At 60.4% G+C, this 18,682-nt stretch carries 21 protein-coding genes and 1 tRNA gene; 16 read left to right on the plus strand and 6 right to left on the minus strand.

The window, feature by feature from the left end; all coding sequences use genetic code 11:
• The 5 genes from ACWI8T_RS03575 to ACWI8T_RS03595 all read left to right on the plus strand — a co-directional run.
• Positions 1–201, plus strand: a 201-nt coding sequence (locus ACWI8T_RS03575; protein ID WP_449137965.1) for a hypothetical protein, incomplete at its 5' end; no start/stop codon positions are given.
• Positions 202–204: 3 nt separating this feature from the next.
• The gene (locus ACWI8T_RS03580; RefSeq protein ID WP_449137966.1) at positions 205–504 is read left to right on the plus strand and encodes a hypothetical protein; all 300 of its coding nucleotides are present in this window, start codon (positions 205–207) and stop codon (positions 502–504) included.
• Between the two features lie 83 nt (positions 505–587).
• Positions 588–1,226 carry a hypothetical protein gene (locus ACWI8T_RS03585; protein WP_449137967.1) on the plus strand — a complete coding sequence of 213 codons (639 nt, stop codon included), beginning with the start codon at positions 588–590 and terminating at the stop codon, positions 1,224–1,226.
• An 87-nt stretch (positions 1,227–1,313) separates the two neighbouring features.
• Positions 1,314–1,481: a hypothetical protein gene (locus tag ACWI8T_RS03590; protein ID WP_449137968.1), complete on the plus strand. Its 168-nt coding sequence runs from the start codon at positions 1,314–1,316 to the stop codon at positions 1,479–1,481.
• A gap of 8 nt (positions 1,482–1,489) precedes the next feature.
• Positions 1,490–1,654 carry a hypothetical protein gene (locus ACWI8T_RS03595; RefSeq protein ID WP_449137969.1) on the plus strand — a complete coding sequence of 55 codons (165 nt, stop codon included), beginning with the start codon at positions 1,490–1,492 and terminating at the stop codon, positions 1,652–1,654.
• A 289-nt stretch (positions 1,655–1,943) separates the two neighbouring features.
• Here the strand turns inward: ACWI8T_RS03595 and ACWI8T_RS03600 are convergent, their stop codons facing one another.
• Positions 1,944–2,171 (minus strand): hypothetical protein, encoded by a 228-nt coding sequence (locus tag ACWI8T_RS03600; protein WP_288482688.1) that lies wholly within the window; start codon positions 2,169–2,171, stop codon positions 1,944–1,946.
• Positions 2,172–2,675: 504 nt separating this feature from the next.
• Positions 2,676–3,176 (minus strand): YbhB/YbcL family Raf kinase inhibitor-like protein, encoded by a 501-nt coding sequence (locus ACWI8T_RS03605; protein ID WP_449137970.1) that lies wholly within the window; start codon positions 3,174–3,176, stop codon positions 2,676–2,678.
• 217 nt (positions 3,177–3,393) lie between these two features.
• On the opposite strand from ACWI8T_RS03605, the gene ACWI8T_RS03610 reads away from it, so the two are divergent.
• The 8 genes from ACWI8T_RS03610 to ACWI8T_RS03645 all read left to right on the plus strand — a co-directional run bounded on the left by ACWI8T_RS03610 (position 3,394) and on the right by ACWI8T_RS03645 (position 10,966).
• Complete coding sequence (locus ACWI8T_RS03610; protein WP_449137971.1) at positions 3,394–4,605, plus strand: glycosyltransferase family 4 protein; 1,212 nt, start codon at positions 3,394–3,396, stop codon at positions 4,603–4,605.
• A 477-nt stretch (positions 4,606–5,082) separates the two neighbouring features.
• On the plus strand, positions 5,083–6,357 hold the full coding sequence (locus ACWI8T_RS03615) for a double-cubane-cluster-containing anaerobic reductase (RefSeq protein ID WP_449137972.1): 1,275 nt from the start codon (positions 5,083–5,085) through the stop codon (positions 6,355–6,357).
• A gap of 131 nt (positions 6,358–6,488) precedes the next feature.
• Complete coding sequence (locus ACWI8T_RS03620) at positions 6,489–7,250, plus strand: acyl-CoA dehydratase activase (RefSeq protein ID WP_449137973.1); 762 nt, start codon at positions 6,489–6,491, stop codon at positions 7,248–7,250.
• 53 nt (positions 7,251–7,303) lie between these two features.
• Positions 7,304–8,458: a double-cubane-cluster-containing anaerobic reductase gene (locus tag ACWI8T_RS03625; RefSeq protein ID WP_449137974.1), complete on the plus strand. Its 1,155-nt coding sequence runs from the start codon at positions 7,304–7,306 to the stop codon at positions 8,456–8,458.
• A gap of 30 nt (positions 8,459–8,488) precedes the next feature.
• Positions 8,489–9,649, plus strand: coding sequence for an aminotransferase class V-fold PLP-dependent enzyme (locus ACWI8T_RS03630; protein WP_449137975.1), 1,161 nt, complete (start codon positions 8,489–8,491; stop codon positions 9,647–9,649).
• Positions 9,650–9,678: 29 nt separating this feature from the next.
• Complete coding sequence (locus ACWI8T_RS03635) at positions 9,679–9,918, plus strand: DUF3343 domain-containing protein (protein WP_294377850.1); 240 nt, start codon at positions 9,679–9,681, stop codon at positions 9,916–9,918.
• A gap of 163 nt (positions 9,919–10,081) precedes the next feature.
• The gene (gene yedF, locus ACWI8T_RS03640) at positions 10,082–10,693 is read left to right on the plus strand and encodes a sulfurtransferase-like selenium metabolism protein YedF (RefSeq protein WP_449137976.1); all 612 of its coding nucleotides are present in this window, start codon (positions 10,082–10,084) and stop codon (positions 10,691–10,693) included.
• 9 nt (positions 10,694–10,702) lie between these two features.
• Positions 10,703–10,966 (plus strand): DUF3343 domain-containing protein, encoded by a 264-nt coding sequence (locus tag ACWI8T_RS03645; protein ID WP_148039675.1) that lies wholly within the window; start codon positions 10,703–10,705, stop codon positions 10,964–10,966.
• Between the two features lie 115 nt (positions 10,967–11,081).
• Here ACWI8T_RS03645 and ACWI8T_RS03650 read toward each other — a convergent pair.
• From ACWI8T_RS03650 to selD, 4 genes are all read right to left on the minus strand, one after another.
• Positions 11,082–11,179: transfer RNA gene (locus ACWI8T_RS03650), tRNA-Sec, on the minus strand.
• A gap of 121 nt (positions 11,180–11,300) precedes the next feature.
• On the minus strand, positions 11,301–13,226 hold the full coding sequence (gene selB / locus ACWI8T_RS03655) for a selenocysteine-specific translation elongation factor (protein ID WP_449137977.1): 1,926 nt from the start codon (positions 13,224–13,226) through the stop codon (positions 11,301–11,303).
• A 199-nt stretch (positions 13,227–13,425) separates the two neighbouring features.
• Entirely contained in the window at positions 13,426–14,877 is a 1,452-nt protein-coding gene (selA, locus tag ACWI8T_RS03660) for an L-seryl-tRNA(Sec) selenium transferase (protein ID WP_449137978.1), read from the minus strand.
• 45 nt (positions 14,878–14,922) lie between these two features.
• Positions 14,923–15,981, minus strand: a complete 1,059-nt coding sequence (selD, locus tag ACWI8T_RS03665; RefSeq protein WP_449137979.1) for a selenide, water dikinase SelD — start codon at positions 15,979–15,981, stop codon at positions 14,923–14,925.
• Between the two features lie 337 nt (positions 15,982–16,318).
• Between selD and ACWI8T_RS03670 the strand changes: the two genes are divergently transcribed.
• The 3 genes from ACWI8T_RS03670 to ACWI8T_RS03680 form a co-directional block, all read left to right on the plus strand.
• Positions 16,319–17,965 (plus strand): peptidase U32 family protein, encoded by a 1,647-nt coding sequence (locus ACWI8T_RS03670; RefSeq protein ID WP_449137980.1) that lies wholly within the window; start codon positions 16,319–16,321, stop codon positions 17,963–17,965.
• A complete protein-coding gene (locus ACWI8T_RS03675; protein WP_287539033.1) occupies positions 17,965–18,123 on the plus strand; it encodes a hypothetical protein in 159 nt (52 codons plus the stop codon). The genes ACWI8T_RS03670 and ACWI8T_RS03675 overlap by 1 nt, the downstream gene beginning before the upstream one ends.
• A 220-nt stretch (positions 18,124–18,343) precedes the next feature.
• Positions 18,344–18,682 (plus strand): methylenetetrahydrofolate reductase (locus ACWI8T_RS03680; protein WP_449137981.1); only part of this gene is annotated, 339 nt, incomplete at its 3' end.

Consider the following 18,682-nt stretch of genomic DNA (forward strand, 5'->3'; position numbering starts at 1 on the left):
AAGGAAAGCAAAGAGAGCGTCGGCGCGCCCAGCGCGCCAAACCCCGCGCACGCGCGCGAGGAGCCGACTATCGATGACGTGAGGGCATACGCCGCCACCCTTCCGTGGGACGTGCCGAACATTCACGGCTTCATGAACCGCATGCAGATAAGCGGGTGGCCCGGCGATTGGCGCGAGGCGTTGGAAGAGTGGGAGGGGTAGGCAATGAGCAAGGAGAGCGACAAGCTCAAGGCCCGCATACTCGCCGCCGAGCTGAACCCCGAGCACGAATTGTGCCCCGTCTGTGCGGGCGGGTACGTGGTTCCAGGAACTGCGGCGGGTGACCGCTTCGGCGTTTGCCCCGAGTGCTACGAGAGAGGCCTCAGGAATGCCGAGCACGCCGCCCAGAAGGCACTCATAGCCAAGACCGAGCGGGAGACGATACGGAAGCGCACGCAGCGCCTGAGGGCCAAGTTGGGCGTCACCGTTGACAAGCCCGCGAAGCCCAAAGCGCCCATTTTCTAAAGCGGGCGGCTAAATGATGTCAGCCCTTAAAAGAGTTTTTGCAGCCCCTAAAGGGGAGGCATGAAAGAAAAGGAGAAACGAGAATGAAGCTTCAAGAAATCGCCGATGCAATCGAGCAGACTAAAGCCAGCTATTTCGCCGAGATTGTCAGCGACGTTGACGCGGCAAAGGCCGAAGCGTCGAAAATCGCCCATGATTCTACCCGCTCGACGGATTGGATCAGGGAGCAGACCGACGCCGTAATTGAGCGCTTCAACGTCGAGCGCAAGGCGAAGGCGGATGCGGTGGCCGCGAAGCTCGAAACGCTGTACAAAGACGGGTTGCATGCTGCCGCCGACGTGTTCGCAAAGCAGCCGACGGCGGGCGAGCTCGCATACCTCCAGGCGTTCAACATGAAGGAGCGCATCGTGAAAGCTGACGTCGATTCGGCTTTGCTCTCGCTCAAATCGTCCGCCGTCGCAACCGCCGCCGTGTGCGGGCGAGCCGCAGCTTTCGGCATTAAATGCGATAAGTCGATGCCTGGGTACATCGCCGTTTCGGGTGCGTATGGCGAATGTCTCGACGCCGATAAGGGCCTCGTTATGTCTTACGGCCACGCTTCGCGCACGGGTTCGGGTTCTGCGATGGTCTTCTCGTCCGACTCCCTGCGCGAGTCCATGCGAGCCAAATATGTCGCTAACGAGTTCACGAATGCGCTACGCGCCGTTTCCGACTTCGAATAGCGGCCATAGTGGAGCGCATTGGCGAATGGGGTCTTGAGGCCTTAAACGAGGCCATGGAGGCATGCGAGGGCATGAAGGCGCGATGTGATGATTGACGAATTGGATAAGGCTTTAGAATCGGCTAAAAACCTTGATTTAACGGTTGATCCCGAAGCATGGGAGAGGTACCAGGCCGAGGCGGAAGAGCTTTTCAGAGACGCCCAGGAATGGGCCGAATCGTTGGAGTTTTCGGACGCCATAAAGTGCGGAAAGTAGGGCTGCGAATGAGGAAATTCTCGGTTGACGAGGTGGCTAACGCCTACATGGAGCTGTACGGCCAGGCGGTTGACAAAAGCGCCAAGGCCTTGCAGTATGCCGAGGCGGAAGTGTTCGCGCGAAAGTTCGGGTATATCCTGCTGCACCTCAAGGAGAGGGAGCGCGGGGAGTAGCAGAGGGCGGGGATTGGTTCCCCGCCCTTTTCTGTCGCGGGTGCCATTTTGGGGTGTCAGAACCGCCGATTTTAGAACCTGAACCGTACGAAGGTTAATGTTTCAAGTACAAAACCCCAGGTAAAACGTCAGTTTGTTTCGGTTTTCGCTTTTTCGACACCCGAAATGACACCTTTTCAGGTCGAGTTTGCATGAAAGAGGCCCGCCAAAGCGGGCCTCATGCTTTCGGGCTGATATAATCGCCTCGGCTATGGCGGGGAGCTTCCACGGGAACCCCGCCCCCTCTTCATCAACGGGAGCCGATAGCGACGCCACCAAGTTCGGGCTTGGTGGCGTCCTTGAATAAGTCGTGAAGCGTCTTCGCCTTATCCTCCAAGCCCTCAAGGGCCACGCGCAGGAGCGTTGCGCTTTCCTGTTCAAGCACGTCGCTGAACCTCCAACCGATTTGGTAGAGGGCTAGATACTGCTCTTCGAGCATCGCAAGTTCTTCGTCGCTGATTTCAATTTTCCAGACCATTTGAAAGCCTTCCTCGCGTGTGCAAACCGTGTGCAAACGGTGCACGGTTGCATGGTGTCATAGAGTGTCATAGGGTGCTGCCGTATGAGGGAAACGTGAACGCAAAACACCGTAAAATACCGTTATGACCTGCGGAAATAGGGCTTTCGCAACGTGGGGGTCGTGGGTTCGAATCCCATCATCTCCACCACGTAATTTCAAAGGCCGTTCTGACGAACGGCCTTTTTATTTGCCGCTGCGCTGAAGCCCAGCACTCCAGCTTGGCTTTCAATCGTCGCTCGCGTACAGGCAGTACGCGTCGCTCCTCTTTCAAGCCAATCTGAAGCACTGGGCTTCAGCTCGCTGTCCTGGTCTGACCAGCGATTCTTTTGTGGCAGAGATATGCCTTGACCCAGGCGGTTGCCTAGCCTGTTTTGTTTTGTTTGACGAAGGGATTCAAACCGTTGAGGTCGATTCGCGTTAAGAAAACAGCCCAGGCGAAGCACCTGGGCTGTTAGCGTCCCCTTAGTACCTGCTGGGCAAAATCTTGCCTGCTTCGTCGATGGCGTGGCCGCGGCAGGCATCGAGCAATTCGTTGGCCCAGAAGGGCGCTTCAACGAGCGGCTCGTCGTCGAGCGCGATAACCTGCAGCGTGTATTTGTGGTCGCGATCGGGCGGGCAGGGGCCGACGTATCCCACGCCTCGCTCGGGCTCGCTTTTCGCTGCTGAGTTGTATCCCTGCACGAGGCGCGAGTGCTCGTTGCGGCTCAAGTCGTCGGGGAATTCGATATCTCCCTCGAAGTCGCCATTCACATAGGCACACCAGTGGATCCATGGGAAACCGCACACGGGCACGCTGTCCCAGTCGATGAAAAATACGGCGAGCGCGCGCGTGCCATAGGGAACGCCCTCGACGGTAAAGGGAAACGAGCGGCGGCAGCTCCAGTCGTAGCAGTCTTCGGGCGCCGCGTATTTTCCGTAAGCATCGGGCAAATATCCTCGGTCGAGTTCCATCTGAATTCTCATGGCGACTCCTTCCGCTCGACAGCGCGTCATGCGCGCTGCGTTTCGCTCGGTCTATGTCTCAATCATACCTTGCATGTCGGTTGCGTGCCGACAAATCTTTGCGAACCTTTCGGCTTTTGGCTTTTCGCGGGCTTGCCCGTGCGGTTCGCGGTCTGCTTGCGCAGCTTCCCTTCGCGCCACGGTATGATGGTTCGAATTCGAAGGAAAGGTGGCGCGTATGCGCATTCTGAATATCTCGGCGCAAAAGCCTGACTCAACGGGAAGTGGCGTGTATCTGGCGGAAATGGTGCGTTGCGAGCTTTCGGCTGGACATGCGGCCGCTGTGGTCGCCGGCGTCGATGCGTCCGATACGCCGACGCTGCCTGAGGGCGCCGTCCCTTATTTCGTGCGCTTCAATACCGAGGCGTTGCCATTCAATGTGTGCGGCATGTCCGACGTGATGCCGTATGCCGCCACGCGCTATCGCGACCTTACGCCTTCCATGACCGAGCAGTTCTGTGCCATATTTGCGCAGCGCATCGCGCATGCGGCGACGGAATTCGCGCCTGACGTGGTCATATGCCATCACCTGTATCTCGCGTGCGCCGTTGCCCGCGAAACATTGCCGAACATTCCCATGGCTGCGGTGTGCCATTCGACCGATTTGCGCCAAATGCGCAACCACGGCCTTGAGCGCGAGCGCATCATGAATGCCGTCCGCTCGCTCGAGGTGATTTTCGCTTTGCATGAGGAGCAGAAGCGCGAAATCGTTGAAATCTTTGACGTCGAACCCGCAAAAGTGCTTGTGATTGGCACAGGATACAACGCGCAGGAGTTTTCTCCCACCAACGAGCGCGTGGCCAATGATGGCGTCTGCCGTTTGCTGTATGTCGGCAAAATCGGGTACAAGAAAGGCGTCGAAAGCCTTATCGCGGCGCTTGATGTGCTGGCGAAGCGTCCCGGCGCCCCGCGCATAGAGGCGTGTTTGGTTGGCGGCCATAGCGATGCCGCGGAATACGACCGAATCGCGCAGCGAGCCGCCGCATGCGCGATCCCCGTGACGTTCGCGGGCAAAATCAGCCAGGATGATTTGGTGCAAGCGTATCGCACGTCCGATGTGTTCGTGCTGCCGTCGTTTTTCGAAGGCCTTCCCCTTGTGACTATCGAAGCTATGGCGTGCGGTTGCCGTGCGGTCGTTACCGATTTGCCGGGTGTTCGGCCTTGGCTTGAGGCCCATGTTCCGGGCGCGCCTATCGACTACGTGGAATTGCCTAGGATGCGCGGCGTCGATGAGCCGGTGAAGGAAGACTTGCCTGCGTTTGAATCCCGCCTTGCCGACGTTCTCGAGCAAGCCGCTCGCGAAGGCCGGCCAGCTGAGCAGTTCGACGTGTCGGCGCTTTCCTGGGAATCGCTTGTGGCGCGTGCGACGCGTGCCTTCGAGACGCTCTAGCGGCTTCGAGGCGAAACCGACCGAACCAATCCAATGGCCGGCGTCGGCTACGCGGCCATACCGCAGGAACTCCTGTGTGCTTTCAGGCCATCGCGTATGCGGTGGCCCTTTTCGTATAGGCAGCAAGGCGCTCCCGCATAAAACCCTCCGCTTGCAGGGTTATAGCTTCCGTTTGCGCTCCCCGCGCGCTACACTGGCGCTATACGCAGCAACGCTTCGTTCGACGACGAATTCTGCCCCGTCGCCATTCTGCACCCGAAGCGTATGCCCCATATGCCTCGAAGGCGAGGCAACGCTCGCGCATCTGCAGCGCGTCCGCCATTCTGCACCGTCGCCCGACGTTTCTTTTTTTGCACCCATATTCCTTGTGGGCTGGCGATTCGTCGCGTGATAGTTATTGGAAACCGAGCGCGAAGGGCGCATGTGCGCACGGCCCCAGGGGTGGGATGCCGCCTTCGCACGAAGGGGGAATCGAACATGGCAGACAATCGTGAAATGTGGCAAAGCCTCGGCATGGACCTGGAAACCCATGACCAGCTGTGCGCCGTGCTTCCCACGGCGTTTGGCGATGTGTACCTGAGCCAGGAAAATCGTCCCGCGGGCATGGCATTCTACGATTTCGTGGTATCGGACATTCACGGCATTCGCCCCGCCGAGCTCATTGAGCTGCAGAAACAGGGCGGCAAGGTGTTCGGCACGTTTTGCGTGTACGTGCCCGATGAGGTCGTCGTTGCGTGCGGCGGCGCGGTCACGGGCCTGTGCGGCGGATCCCAGTTCTGGGTGCCCGATGGCGAGAAAGTGTTGCCGAGCGATATGTGTCCGCTGGTGAAGGCGTCGCTGGGCGCCCATTTCGGCAAAACGTGCCCGTATTTCAGCGTGGCGGACATGTATGTGGGCGAAACCACCTGCGACGGCAAGAAGAAGGCGTACGAGATCCTGGGCGCCGACAAGAGCACGTATGTGATGGATGTTCCCCAGATGAAGCGCGCGAAAGACATCGATAAATGGGCCGACGAAATCGCCGACTTCGCGAAGATGGTGGAAGAATTCACTGGCAATGAGCTGACGGCGGAAAATCTCGCCGCGGCAATCAAGCTCACCAACGAGAAGCGCCGCGCGCTCGCCCGCGTGTTCGATGCCACGAAGGCCGAAAACTGCATTCCTATTTCTGGCAAAGACCGCCTGCTCATGACCCAGATTGCCTTCTTCGACGACCCTGCTCGCTGCGCGCAGAAGGCCAACGAGCTCGCCGACGAGCTCGAGCGGCGCATCGCCGACGGCGTGAGCGTATTCCCCGAGGGCACGAAGCGCATTCTTATTACCGGCACCCCCATGGCTATTCCGAATTGGAAGCTGCATCACATTATCGAGACGAGCGGCGCCGCCGTGGTGTGCGAGGAAATGTGCACGGGCACGCGCTACTTCGAGCATTTGGTCGACGAAACCCAAACCACGCTCGAGGGCCAGTTCCATGCTCTGTCCGAGCGCTATATGAAGAACAACTGCGCCTGCTTCACGCCCAATGAGGGCCGCATTGACGACATCGTGCGTCTGGCGCGCGAGTACCACGTCGATGGCGTGATCGATGCGAACCTGAAATTCTGCACGCTGTACGACACCGAGAAGTCGGCCGTGGCGAAGGCGCTCGAAGCCGAAGGCATTCCGTGCTTGGGCCTCGAGACCGACTACACCGACAACGATGCCGAGCAGTTGCGCACGCGCATCGAGGCGTTCGTGGAGATGCTTGGTTAACGTTCGATTATTGCGCTGCATGGTTGGCGGCCTCGCGCTTGGGCGCGGGGCCGTTCGGTGCGGCATGGACGAATCGAAATGCGCACGAGGGCGCGTTTCGGATATCTTCGTCGCGGCATGAAAGGGTGGAAATGCTCGGAATTGGTGTGGACATAGGGTCGACCGCTACGAAGGTCGCCGTGCTCGATGATTCGAGCGAGATCGTTGAGACGTGGATGCGTCCGACGGGCTTTTCGAGCGTCGATGCCGCGAATGGCGTGGCGGAGCACCTTGAGGCACAAGGCTTCTTCGAAGCGCCGCATGCCGTGGTCGCGACGGGATATGGGCGCGTGGCGGTGCCGTTTGCCGATAAAGTCGTGACCGAAATCACGTGCCACGGCAAAGGTGCCGCGCGCCTGTTCGGGCGCGACGGCGTGGTGATTGACGTGGGCGGCCAGGACACGAAGGTCATTCAGCTTGCGGGCGGAATGGTGAAGAAGTTCCTGATGAACGATAAATGCGCGGCTGGCACGGGCCGATTCCTGGAAATTATGGCCGACCGGCTCGCGGTGAGCCAGGCCGAACTTTCCGAACTCGCGCGCGCCGGCGAGCCCACGTCGATTTCGAGCATGTGCACCGTGTTCGCCGAGTCGGAAGTCATCTCGCTTGTCGGCCGAGGAGAGCCGCGTGAAAACATCGCCAATGGCGTGATTGAGTCGGTTGTGGGGCGCGTGGCCACTATGGCGTCGGGCATTGCAGGCGACCAGGTATTTCTGACGGGCGGCCTGTGCGATAACGACTATATCGTGCAGCGCCTTTCCGCCGTGCTCGGCCGAAACGTGCGCACGGCGCCGAATGCGCGTTTCGCGGGCGCCATTGGCGCGGCCGAGGTGGCATTGGGGCTGAAGAAATAACTGCCGCGGGGAAGCGGAATGCATACCGGGGATATCGAAGGAAGAAGAATCGCATGACTGAAATCGAACTGCCGCGCACGTTTGAGGAATTCAACGACCAGCGCAAGGCGTCGTTTATCAAAGTGAAGAACTACAAGCAAGCGGGCGGCAAGCTCATCGGCTTTTTATGCTCCTACACGCCGCTTGAGGTCATGGATGCGGCGGGTGCGGCGTCGGTGGCGCTGTGCGGCATGTCGGACGAGACCATTCCGGCGGCAGAAACGGTGCTGCCCGCGAATCTGTGCCCGCTCATCAAGTCGACGTACGGCTTCGCGCTGACCGACAAATGCCCCTTCACGTATTTTTCCGACATGATCGTGGGCGAAACCACGTGCGACGGCAAAAAGAAGATGTACGAGCTCCTCAATGAGATCAAGAAAACGTACGTGCTGCATTTGCCTCAAGGCCAGGGCCGCCCGTACGAGGCCGATATGTGGTACGAGGATGTGAAGCTGTTCCGTCGCCACCTCGAAGAGTTTTACGGCATCGAAATCACTGATGACGACCTGCGTGCCGCGGTTCGCCGTCGCAACCGCCTGCGCCGCGCGCTTGCCAGCATGTATGACCTGCAGCGCGCCGAGCCGCCGGCGATGGGCGGCGTGGAAATTCTTTCCGCCATCCAGGCCTCCACGTTCAGCTTCGACATCGAAGACTATGCCGCGAAAATCGAGGTGCTCGTTGAAGAGAAGCGCGCTGCGCTTGAGCACGGGGAAAGCCCCATCGACAAGAATGCGAAGCGCATCCTTATTACGGGTTGCCCCATGGGCGGCGTCATCAACAAGGTGGGCCGCACCATCGAGCGCTGCGGCGGCGTGATCGTGTGTTCCGACGATTGCTCGGGCGAGCGCACCAACCGCATGCTCATCGACGAAAACGCCCCCGACATTCTGCGCGCGATTTCCGATCGCTACCTGCGCATCAATTGCTCGGTCATGACGCCGAACGGTGGCCGTCTTGAAAATATGATGGACATGTGCGAGAAGTACCATGTCGATGGCGTTATCGAGAACGTGCTCACCGCGTGCCATACGTTCAACGTCGAAAGCGCGAATGTGGCGAAGACGTGTGAGAACGCGGGCATTCCGTACATGAAGCTCGAGACCGATTATTCGCAAAGCGATGCAGGGCAGCTCGAAACGCGCATTGCCGCGTTCGTCGAAATGCTGTAAACCTCAATTGAGGAAATGAAGGGAGCGCCCGTGATTTATTTGGACAACGCGGCCACGACGATGATGAAGCCCGAATGCGTGGTGCGCGCCGTGGCTGATGCCATGACGTCGTTCGGAGGCGTGGGCCGCGGCGTGCATCCGGCGTCAATCGCGGCGGGCATGGCGGTGTATCGCGCCCGCGCGGCGGTGGCGAATTTGCTTGGTGCGCCGGGCGCTTCGAGCGTGGCGTTCACGAACAATGCCACCATGGCGCTCAATATCGCCATCGATGGCTTGCTCGCTCCGGGCCAGCGGGCGCTCACCACGGCGGCGTCGCACAATTCGGTGCTGCGCCCGTTGTTCCGCCTGCGCGATACGGCTGGCTGCACGGTTGACATTGCGCCTATCGCCGCCGATGGCTCGCTTGATTTCGAGGCGTATGCCGAGTTGCTCAAGCATAAGCCTGCGCTGGTCGCGGTTACGCATGCGTCGAACCTTACGGGCGATGTGTACGATGTGGCGCGCATGTGCGCCATGGCCCATGAGACAGGTGCGAAGTTCGTGCTCGATGCCGCGCAAACGGCTGGATCGTATCCGCTGAACATGGCTGAAATCGGTGCCGATGTGGTGTGCTTTACGGGCCATAAAAGCCTGCTGGGCCCGCAGGGGACCGGCGGTTTGTGCGTGGCCTGCGGCATCGAGATCGCCCCGCTTCTTGAGGGCGGCTCAGGCACGCACAGCTATGACGAGCGCCATCCGCTGTTCATGCCTGAACGCCTCGAGGCGGGCACGCTGAACGCGCATGGCGTGGCGGGCTTGGCCGCGGGCATTGGCCACATCGAGGGAACGCTCGGCGGGCCCTCCGGCGTGCATGAGCATGTGGGCGCGCTTGCGCAGCGTTTCGCCGATGCGGTGTCGGGCATTCCCGACGTGAAGGTGTATGGCCGAAGCGACGCATGCGATCGCGGTTCCATCGTGGCATTGAATATCGCCGATGCCGATTCGGCCGAAGTGGCCGACCGACTGGCGAGCGATTACGGCATCTGCGTGCGTGCGGGCGCCCATTGCGCCCCGCTTATGCATAAAGCGCTTGGAACTCAGAGCCAAGGCGCGGTTCGTTTCAGCTTCGCGGCGGCGAATACCGCAGCCGACGCCGATACGGCAGCCGAGGCCGTGCGTGAAATCGCCCACGCCGTTGGTCAGGGGTGTTAGCGGTGCTTCGGGCGAAAGACGCATGCTACGTGCTCGTTCGCACGAGCACGGAAGGCTTCGATCTGTATCAGCGCCTTGTCGATGCTGGCGTTCCGGCGCGCGTGGCGCCTGCTCCGCACGGCATGCAGGCGTGCTGCGGCACTTCGGTGCTTCTTGACCCCGAGGTGGTCGATGCGGCGCGGCCGGTCATCGAGGCCGCGCCGTACCCCATTGAGCGCATCGTGCGCGTCGCGGGCGCGATCAATCCCGCACGCGACACGTATTGTTAGCGTTTGGCGGCCTTGCGACCTGCGACAATGGGCGCAAGGCCGCCCATTGCGCGCGGGCGCGGGCTTGCGCATTCCAAATTCGCGCGAATGTGCAAGCCCGAACTCGCGAATAGAAGATTGAGGTATATGCTGGCATAAACCAGAACAACGAAGGAGGCATTCCATGGAAACTGTCAATGCATTCGGTCTTGCGTGCCCCAAGCCGCTCATGATGGCGAAGGCGAAGATCGACGAAGGCGCGCGCGAGCTTTCCGTGCACGTTGACAACGAAATCGCAGTGAAGAACGTTTCGCGCTTGGCTGAAAAGTACGGCCTCAACGTCGCTGTCGAGACCATCGAAGGCGGCTGGAGCGTGATCTTCTCGGAAGGCGAGGGAAGCGTTGCGGCCGCAGTCGCCCCTGCTTCTGCCGCCGCGCCTGTCTGTACGCCTGCAGGCTGCGGATATGCCGTGTTCATTGGCAAAGACCACGTGGGCGAAGGCGACCCCCAGCTTGGCTATAACCTCATGAAAATGGCCATTTACACGCTTTCGGAAAGCGAAGACGTGCCGGCGAGCGTGCTGTTCATGAACAGTGGCGTGAAGCTCGTGGCTGGCGATGAGCAGCAGATCATCGATTCGGTGAACAAGCTTATCGAGAAGGGCACCGAAGTGCTCGTATGCGGTACATGCCTCGACTTCTATGGCTTGAAAGAGCAGCTCAAGGTTGGCGAGGTGTCGAATATGTATGACATCCTGGGCCGTATGCAAGAAGCCGCCAAGACCATTACGCTGTAAGGGCGCGCCGTGTCACATACCTACGTTATGGCGTTTGAGTCGACACATGCGGCTATGGCATCGGAGGCCGCCCTTGGAGCCGCGCATGCGCACGCGGCCATGATTCCGACCCCGCGCGCGATATCGGCGGGTTGCGGCATGTCGATGCGCTTCGATGCGGAAGACGATGCCGCAGCGGGCATGCTCGCACGGGTGTGCGTCGATGCCCGAGGCCTCTCGGCGCTGTATCGCGAGATGTCGAAAACGGAATTCGAGCTTCTCGAGAAGCTGTAAAACCCGCAAAGCAAAACGAGGAAGGGACATTCCCTTCCTCGCTTTTTTGTATATGGCGGTCGTTTTTTCGGTCAGCCAACAAGAAGCGCCGTTCGCAAGAACGGCGCAGTAAAGCTGGCGGAGATGCGTGTGAATCGAACACACCCGAGACGTTCTGCGCGCCCCGCAACGGCTTTGAAGGCCGCGAGGTCCACCAGGAACCTATTCATCTCCATATGTCGGTTGCTTCAACGGTCAAACCAAGCAAGCATTCTACGCAATTTTCGCGGGGGGCCGACGAGAAAAGTTATGCGGTTGCGAAAAGCACGTAAGAGGGGGGCAAGAATCGATGCCGCTAAAGCGTTCGTAGGTCGCCATCGCGCTTCGTGATGCCCCTATCGTCGAGGGCTTCGAGCACGGGAATGGCGTACTTGCGCGAAACGCCCATAGCGTCTTTCAAGTCGGTGGCCAGCGAGGGCCCCTTCGCTTCGATATGGGCTCGCACGGCTTCGACAAGCTTGTTGAATACGGCGGCGTCGTAGTAGAGGTCGCGGTCGATTTTCACGGTGCGCCCCTGTTCTTCGAGGTCGCCGAGCGCGGCATAGGCTTCGCTCTTCGTGCAGTTGAGCGACGAGGTCACGCCATCGGCGAAGGGAGGCGTAAGCGTGCCTTCGAGAAGCGCGAATGCGGCATCGGCTCGCTCTTGAGCGCGCGCATGCGCGGCGGCCCCCGCGGTGGCATGGCTCAAAACGCCGTCCATGGATACGACGTCGCCTTTTTCAAGGGCGACAGCAAGAGCGGCGTCGAAGCGGGTGTCGTTGAGCGAAGGTAACGCCGCGTGGTTGAGCGCGGCTTTCGGCATGCCCAGCTCATTGGGCGATGTCGCGTGGAATTTCAGCAGCGTGCTCGCGATTTTCGAGGCGGCGCGCTGCAGAGTTTGTTTTGTAGCGAACAGGAGGTCGGCGTCGCTTCCCGCGGCGACGATATTTTTGCCGACAATGGTTTTCGCGATGCGTGCGGCTTCGGCTTCGCTTACGTCGAGGGCGCCTGCAATGTCAGCCACGGTGCGAATGGCATTGGGCTCTTCGATATATGCTTGAGCGGCGGCGCCCACATCGTCGCAAGCGAGTGCGGAAAGCACCGCCTTGTCGCTTTCGGAAAGAATGGAACGCCTGCGCGGATGACCGGTGAGCACGCGTCCGCCGCCGATGACGCGCACAGGCGTTGCGGCGCGAATGACGAATCGGTCGCCGCGAAGCACGCATAAAGGCTCGTCGAGGCGTATCTGCGCTGTGGCCTGCTCGTTTTGCTTGAGTTTGGCGTGGCCATCCATGAACAGCACGCGCCCGAACACCTCTTTGGTGCCGTGGGCGACGCGCACCGTGGAGCCCGATTCGAGCGTGCTGCTTGCGCTCTCGCAGTCGAAATACGTGAGTTCGCAATCGAAGCGGTTGCTGGCGTTGGGGGCATCGAGCGCCGTGATGAAATCGCCGGGGCGCACGTCGTCGCGGCTCACATCGGCGAGATTCATGGCTACGCGATGGCCTGAAAACGCGGCATCGACGCCTTCACCGTGAATTTGCACCGAGCGCACGCGCGTTTTTTTGCCGCTTGGCAGCACGCGCACGGTGTCTCCGGGTGCGACGGCGCCGCTCCACAGGCTGCCCGTAACAACGGTGCCCGCGCCCTTTACGGTAAACGAGCGGTCGATGGGCATGCGCAAAAAGCCCTCGTGGTGGGCGTGCTGCTGCTTCGATACGATATTCGCGAGCGCGGCTTTCAGTTCGTCAAGGCCGCGGCCTTCGCGAGCGGCAACGGGAATGATTTCCGCTTCGGCATAGGGGCCGCAGGCGAGCGCTGCATGAATTTCCCCGCCCATGAATTCGACCCATTCCTCGTCGACCATGTCGCATTTGGTGAGCGCGACGACGATTTGTGGCACCGAGAGCAGGCGCAGCACGGCGAGGTGTTCGCGCGTTTGGGGCATGATGCCATCGTCAGCCGCCACGACCAAAATGGCGGCATCGATGCCTGTGGCTCCGGCGATCATCTGGCGCACGAACTTCTCGTGGCCGGGTACGTCGACGATGCCGACGGAAGCGCCGCCTGGCAAGTCGAGTCGAGCGAATCCCAGCTCAATGGTGATGCCGCGACGCTTTTCTTCGACCAAGCGGTCGGGGTCGGTGCCGGTGAGCGCTTGCACAAGCGTCGATTTGCCGTGGTCGATGTGGCCCGCGGTGCCAATGACGATAGAGGGTTCGTTGTATTCGTGGGTAGACATGGATGCCTTCTTTCAATTGTGAAGGGCTCGGCATTGGTGACGGGAAGGGACTCCGGCGCAGTTCCGCACGAGCCGAACGCCTCGGTGGGGCGTTTGTGCGAGCTCAGGACTGTTTGAGCACGGGTGTCCCTTCCCGCTACCGATGCGTAGGTTGAAGACGCCCCTCGCTTGTCTCGGCGAGGGGCGTTGGAAGAGTGGCCTAATCCAGTGTTTTGAAATATTCCGCAAGCGCGTCGGCGATGATTTGTTCGTCTCCGGGCAGCAGGCATCGCACGTCGAACAGGGTGCCTTCGTGTTTGGTGCGTGCCAGTACCGGTGCGCCCGCGCGGTTGCCCATGGCGCGTTCGCAGTCGTTCGCGTTGCCGCGCAGGTAATCGATGCGCACGGCGGCGCCGGGAATATCGAGGGTGGGAAGCGACCCGCCGCCGGCCTTTTCGAATTCCTCCACGACCGAGACGCTTGCGCAACCGCTCGGAAGGCGCTCTTCGATAGCGGCGGCCAGAGCGTCGGCGGCTTCGCGCATTTCTCCCAGCGTTGCATTGAGCATGCGCAGTGTGGGAATGCGTTCGTAGGCGGTGCCGTCGAGATAGAGGCGCAGCGTGGCCTCGAGCGCAGCGAGCGTCATCTTGTCCAGGCGCATGGCGCGTGCGAGTGGATTTTTCTTCAGACGGTCGATATAGGCTTTCTTGCCCACGATGATACCCGTCTGCGGGCCGCCGAGCAGCTTGTCGCCCGAGAACGACACCAAATCGCAGCCGCCCGAAAGCGACTGGCCTACGGTAGGTTCAGCGTCGGGCGCGTTCAAAATGGGCGGCAAAAGGGACCCAGAGCCCAAATCTTCATATACCACCACACGGTCGTGCGCGTCGGCGGCAGCGCGGCGTGCGTTCTCGGCGCGGGCGACGCCCACCAAATCGCGGGCGGTCACGCTTTCCGAAAAGCCCACGATGCGGTAATTCGAGGTGTGCACCTTTAAAAGCATCGCGGTGTCGCTCGTGATTGCGCGCTCGTAATCGAATACGTGAGTCTTGTTGGTGGCGCCGACTTCAACCATCTTGGCGCCTGAGGTTGCCATGATTTCAGGAATGCGGAACGATCCGCCGATTTCAACGAGTTCGCCGCGCGAAACCACCGCCTCGTGGCCTTTCGCGAATTCGGAAAGCACCATGAGGGTTGCGGCTGCGTTGTTGTTGACGGCCATGGCCGCCTCAGCGCCGGTGAGTGCGCATACAAGCGACTCGATGTGGTCGTGGCGGCTGCCGCGCGCCATGTTCTCGACGCTGTATTCGAGTGTGGAATAGCCGCGCGACACGTCGACAACGGCGTCGAGGGCCTCTTGCGCCAAGGGGCTGCGGCCGATGTTGGTGTGCAGAATGACGCCCATGGCGTTTACCGCGGCGCGAAGCGAGGGGCGGGCGAGCGCGCGCACGCGGCATTCGGCTTCGCGTGCGGCGGCGTGCGAAGTGATGTCGACGTCTTCGCCTCGCAGCAGGCGTTCGCGCATGGCTTGGATGCTCGCGCGCACCGCATCGGTTATGGCGGTTTCGGGAATGCATGCGCGAATGGAGTCGCTCAATTCGACGAGTCCTACGACTTCGTCGACTTTGGGCAGCGCGCGCATGCGCTCATTGAGGCTCTTTTCGGTTGCCATAATTCTCCTTTGCGGCATATATGACAAAGTTCTTATAGGCGAACATTATTCCACTACGTGAATGTGCCCCGATTCGCCCTCTATCACGCGGCCAATTTTTGCGGGCGTGCGGCCGCAGCGTGCCGCGAACTCCTCTTCGAAAGTTGCGGCCGCTTCGGACGGTATGGCGCAGAGCATGCCGCCCGACGTTTGCGGGTCGCATAGCACGGCAGTGGCGTCTTCGCCCATTTGATTGTCGGGCACGTGCAAAAACGGCTGCGCAAAGTCTTCCACGGAAAACGAACGCGCAGGACGGCACCATTGGCGCGCAAGATCGACGGTTTCCGCAAATGTTGGCACGCCGCTCCAGTTGATGCTCGCGGCGCACGCGCTTGCAGAGAGCATTTCGTGCAGGTGGCCTGCAAGGCCGAAGCCGGTTACGTCGGTCGCGGCATGCACGCCGGCGGCGACCATCGCCTCGCCCGCAGCGCGGTTGAGTTCGGCCATCGACTCGACGGCTGGCGAGAACGCGGCGTCGTCCAGAATGCCGACCTTGCGCCCCGCGCTCGCGATGCCCGTGCCGAGCGGCTTGGTGAGGTACAGGGTATCGCCCGGCTTTGCGCCTTCGTTTCGCACGAGCGCGTCGGGGGCGACGGTGCCGAAAACGCACAAGCCGTATTTCGGCTCCTCGTCGTCGATGGAATGGCCGCCCATAATAACGGCGCCCGCCTCGATGACTTTTTCGAGGCCTCCGCGCAGCATATCGCGCGGCACGTATTCAGGCAGGGTCGAATCCATGGCGACCACGTTGAGCGCCACATTGGGCACGCCTCCCATGGCAAAAACGTCGGAAAGCGCGTTGGCGGCGGCGATTCGCCCGAAGTCGTAGGGCTCATCGACGATAGGCGTAAGGAAATCAATCGTCAAAATGCCCGCGATGTTCGGCGCGATTCGCCATACGGCAGCGTCGTCGGCCGTGTCGAAGCCGAGCATGGCTTCGGGCGGCATCGTCTGCGCAATGGAGATGTCTTTCAAAATGCGTTCGAGGTCTCCCGGACCCCACTTCGCCGCTCAACCGCCACGTGAGGTGAGCTCGGTCAAACGAATGCGTTCTTTGTCGTTCACGATGCCTCCCGTCGCGTGGTTTCAATGGCTCTATCATAGCGCACTCGCGTGTGGGCGGAGCCTTTTGGACGTAGTAGAGACCGTCGACTTAGCGTTTGAGGGAAGGGTTTCACCGGCATGATTTCCCTTTAAGAAGGGTGGGGATGTATTGGGAATGGGCGGCATCGAGAAGCGCAAGAAAACAGCTAAGCTCAGCGCGGCGATCGCTCTTTGAGTGCTGACGGTTTTGTTCAAGGCCTCCTTCATTGAAGGGAGCCTTTTGCATGTGGTCGTGCGGTTGTCGTTTGCATGCTCGTTCGTAAAGCGTCTTTCGTCGTCCTTTTGATATGCTGTGGCCATGATTACTTCTCTGAAACACACCTGCGCCGGCATGGCGCGACCTATGGAGCTGCTGGCGCCTGCGGGCGGCATGGAGCAGTTGGAATGCGCCGTCCATTTCGGCGCCGACGCCGTATATTTGGCGGGCAAGCGTTTTGGCATGCGTCGCCGCGCTTCGAACTTCGATGATGCGGGCATCGCCTCTGCCGTGAAATTCGCTCACGAGCATGGGGTGAAGGTTTTTGTGACGGCGAATACGCTTATGAAAGATGGCGACGTGGCGGCTTTGCCAGATTTCTTCGCCATGCTGCAAGATGCAGGCGCGGATGCGGCCATCGTGAGCGACATGGGCGCGCTTTCCGTATGCAAGCGTACGGCGCCAAAGCTCGAGCTGCATCTTTCAACCCAGGCATCGTGCATGAACGCCGAAGCTGCGAAGGCGTATTACGATTTAGGCGTGAGCCGCGTTGTTGTGGCGCGTGAAATGAGCCTTTTCGATATCGCTCGTATGCGCGAAAGCATTCCCGATGATTTGGAAATCGAAGCGTTCGTGCATGGCGCCATGTGCATGGCCTATTCGGGTCGATGCCTTATGAGCGATTACATGGTGAGCCCCTCGCGTGGTGCGAACAATGGACACTGCGCGCAGCCGTGTCGCTGGAAGTACACGGTTGTGGAAGAAACGCGTCCGGGCGAGCCTTTCTCGGTTATCGAGGAAGACGGCGGCAGCTTCATCATGAGCTCTACGGACATGAACATGCTTTCCCATGTGCGCGAGCTTTCCGAAGCGGGCGTCGACAGCATTAAGATCGAGGGTCGCGCGAAAGGCGCCTACTATGTGGCATCGGCCGTGAACGCGTATCGCCATGTGCTCGATGGCGAGCCTGCCGATGCGTGGCAGGCTGAGCTCGAAACTACGAGCCACCGTCCGTATTCGACGGGCTTTTACTTTGGCACCCCTGGTCAAAACCAGGGCGTGAAGGAATATGCGCGCGATTACCAAATGGTCGCTCGCGTAGTTTCGTGCGGGAAGAACGCGCCCTCGTTGGCGGCGGGTGGGGGCGCGGGCGGCGCCTCGCTTTCTTTTCCGCAGTCCGTTGCCGCCGACCAGGCGGTCGTAACGGATCCGGCGGTTGCTGCCGGGGTTGTTGCGAGCGATCGGCTCGACGCCGCCAGCCGGGCTGGAGCCTCCAGTCGCCGCGCTGCCGAGATTCAGTCGTGGCCTGAGTCCGGAATCGCTGCGCGTCGCCAGGCAATCGCGTCGGACCCCTATGCGGAAAAGAAGGGGTGCGTGAGCCTCTCGTTTATCGATGAGCTGGCTGCATCGCCCGCGCAGGCGTATCGGGCGGTCGTGATGTGTCGTAATCGTTTCTTCGAAGGCGAAACCCTTGAGGTGCTCTCGCCTGGGCGCGGCGTGTTCACGATTCAGCCTACGCGTTTGGTATGGCACGCCGCCGACGACGCGAGCCCCGACGATGTGGAGCGCCGCCGCGAGGGCGTTCTTGCCGGCGCCGATCCGCGCGTTGTGGGCGGCACGCTGTGCGCTGTTAATGTGGCGAATCGCACGATGGAGACGTATTCGTTCGATTGTGGGGAAGAGCTGCGCGCGGGCGATATTCTTCGCGTGTTGCGAACCGACCAGTGTGAAGGCCGAACCATCGAATAATGTATGAAAAAGAAGGCGAACTCGGCGTGGAGACGGTCCATGCCGAGTTTGCTGCATTTTGGACGCAAGGCTGGCGCTCGATTTCTCGTGCATTTCTTGCCGCCGCAAATTACTCCATCGCGATAAAGCGCTATTATCCATATCACTTAAGTTGGTAGTTTTTTGCATCGACCCCTCGATTTTGCTCGATTTCGAAAGCAAGCGGCGCGCTTTGCCTGCGTTGATTTCGCGTCAAGCGCCCAATGGCGATGCTTTCGCTTGGGATGTCGAACCCACGAGGCGATTCGCGGTAAGCCATAAGGAATGAATCGCCAAGCGGCAAGGCAGAAGCGGTGGGTCGAAGCAAAACGATGGGCTGTTTTGCGCAAAGGAGTTCGCATGCACATCATCGATGTTTTTGGTGGCGAGAAGCTGCCTGTTTCGTTTGAAATCTTCCCTCCGAAGGGAGATCTTCCCGTGGAAGAAGCCCGCGAGGTTATCGGCGGTCTGGCGCCGCTTTCGCCTTCGTTTGTCTCCGTCACGTATTCAGCGGGAGGGTCGGGCAATTCCTCGCGCACGATTGACGTGGCGAAAATGGCGCAAGACGAATACGGCCTGAACATGATGGCCCACCTTACGTGCATGAACGCCGATCGCGCGGGCATCGATTCCGTGCTTGCATCGATGAAGGCGGCGAGTATTGAAAATGTGCTCGCCCTGCGCGGCGACGCGGTGCCG

It is taken from the genome of Slackia sp., assembly GCF_977041755.1.

Excerpts from the sequence above, each read along its gene's own strand:
- ACWI8T_RS03590 (WP_449137968.1), top strand. The coding sequence starts at position 1,314 with ATGATTGACGAATTGGATAAGGCTTTAGAATCGGCTAAAAACCTTGAT.
- ACWI8T_RS03615 (WP_449137972.1), top strand. The coding sequence starts at position 5,083 with ATGGCAGACAATCGTGAAATGTGGCAAAGCCTCGGCATGGACCTGGAA.
- ACWI8T_RS03620 (WP_449137973.1), top strand. The coding sequence starts at position 6,489 with ATGCTCGGAATTGGTGTGGACATAGGGTCGACCGCTACGAAGGTCGCC.
- ACWI8T_RS03625 (WP_449137974.1), top strand. The coding sequence starts at position 7,304 with ATGACTGAAATCGAACTGCCGCGCACGTTTGAGGAATTCAACGACCAG.
- ACWI8T_RS03595 (WP_449137969.1), top strand. The coding sequence starts at position 1,490 with ATGAGGAAATTCTCGGTTGACGAGGTGGCTAACGCCTACATGGAGCTG.
- selB (WP_449137977.1), bottom strand. The coding sequence starts at position 13,226 with ATGTCTACCCACGAATACAACGAACCCTCTATCGTCATTGGCACCGCG.
- selA (WP_449137978.1), bottom strand. The coding sequence starts at position 14,877 with ATGGCAACCGAAAAGAGCCTCAATGAGCGCATGCGCGCGCTGCCCAAA.
- ACWI8T_RS03585 (WP_449137967.1), top strand. The coding sequence starts at position 588 with ATGAAGCTTCAAGAAATCGCCGATGCAATCGAGCAGACTAAAGCCAGC.
- ACWI8T_RS03670 (WP_449137980.1), top strand. The coding sequence starts at position 16,319 with ATGATTACTTCTCTGAAACACACCTGCGCCGGCATGGCGCGACCTATG.
- ACWI8T_RS03610 (WP_449137971.1), top strand. The coding sequence starts at position 3,394 with ATGCGCATTCTGAATATCTCGGCGCAAAAGCCTGACTCAACGGGAAGT.
- ACWI8T_RS03580 (WP_449137966.1), top strand. The coding sequence starts at position 205 with ATGAGCAAGGAGAGCGACAAGCTCAAGGCCCGCATACTCGCCGCCGAG.
- ACWI8T_RS03600 (WP_288482688.1), bottom strand. The coding sequence starts at position 2,171 with ATGGTCTGGAAAATTGAAATCAGCGACGAAGAACTTGCGATGCTCGAA.
- yedF (WP_449137976.1), top strand. The coding sequence starts at position 10,082 with ATGGAAACTGTCAATGCATTCGGTCTTGCGTGCCCCAAGCCGCTCATG.
- ACWI8T_RS03675 (WP_287539033.1), top strand. The coding sequence starts at position 17,965 with ATGTATGAAAAAGAAGGCGAACTCGGCGTGGAGACGGTCCATGCCGAG.
- ACWI8T_RS03605 (WP_449137970.1), bottom strand. The coding sequence starts at position 3,176 with ATGAGAATTCAGATGGAACTCGACCGAGGATATTTGCCCGATGCTTAC.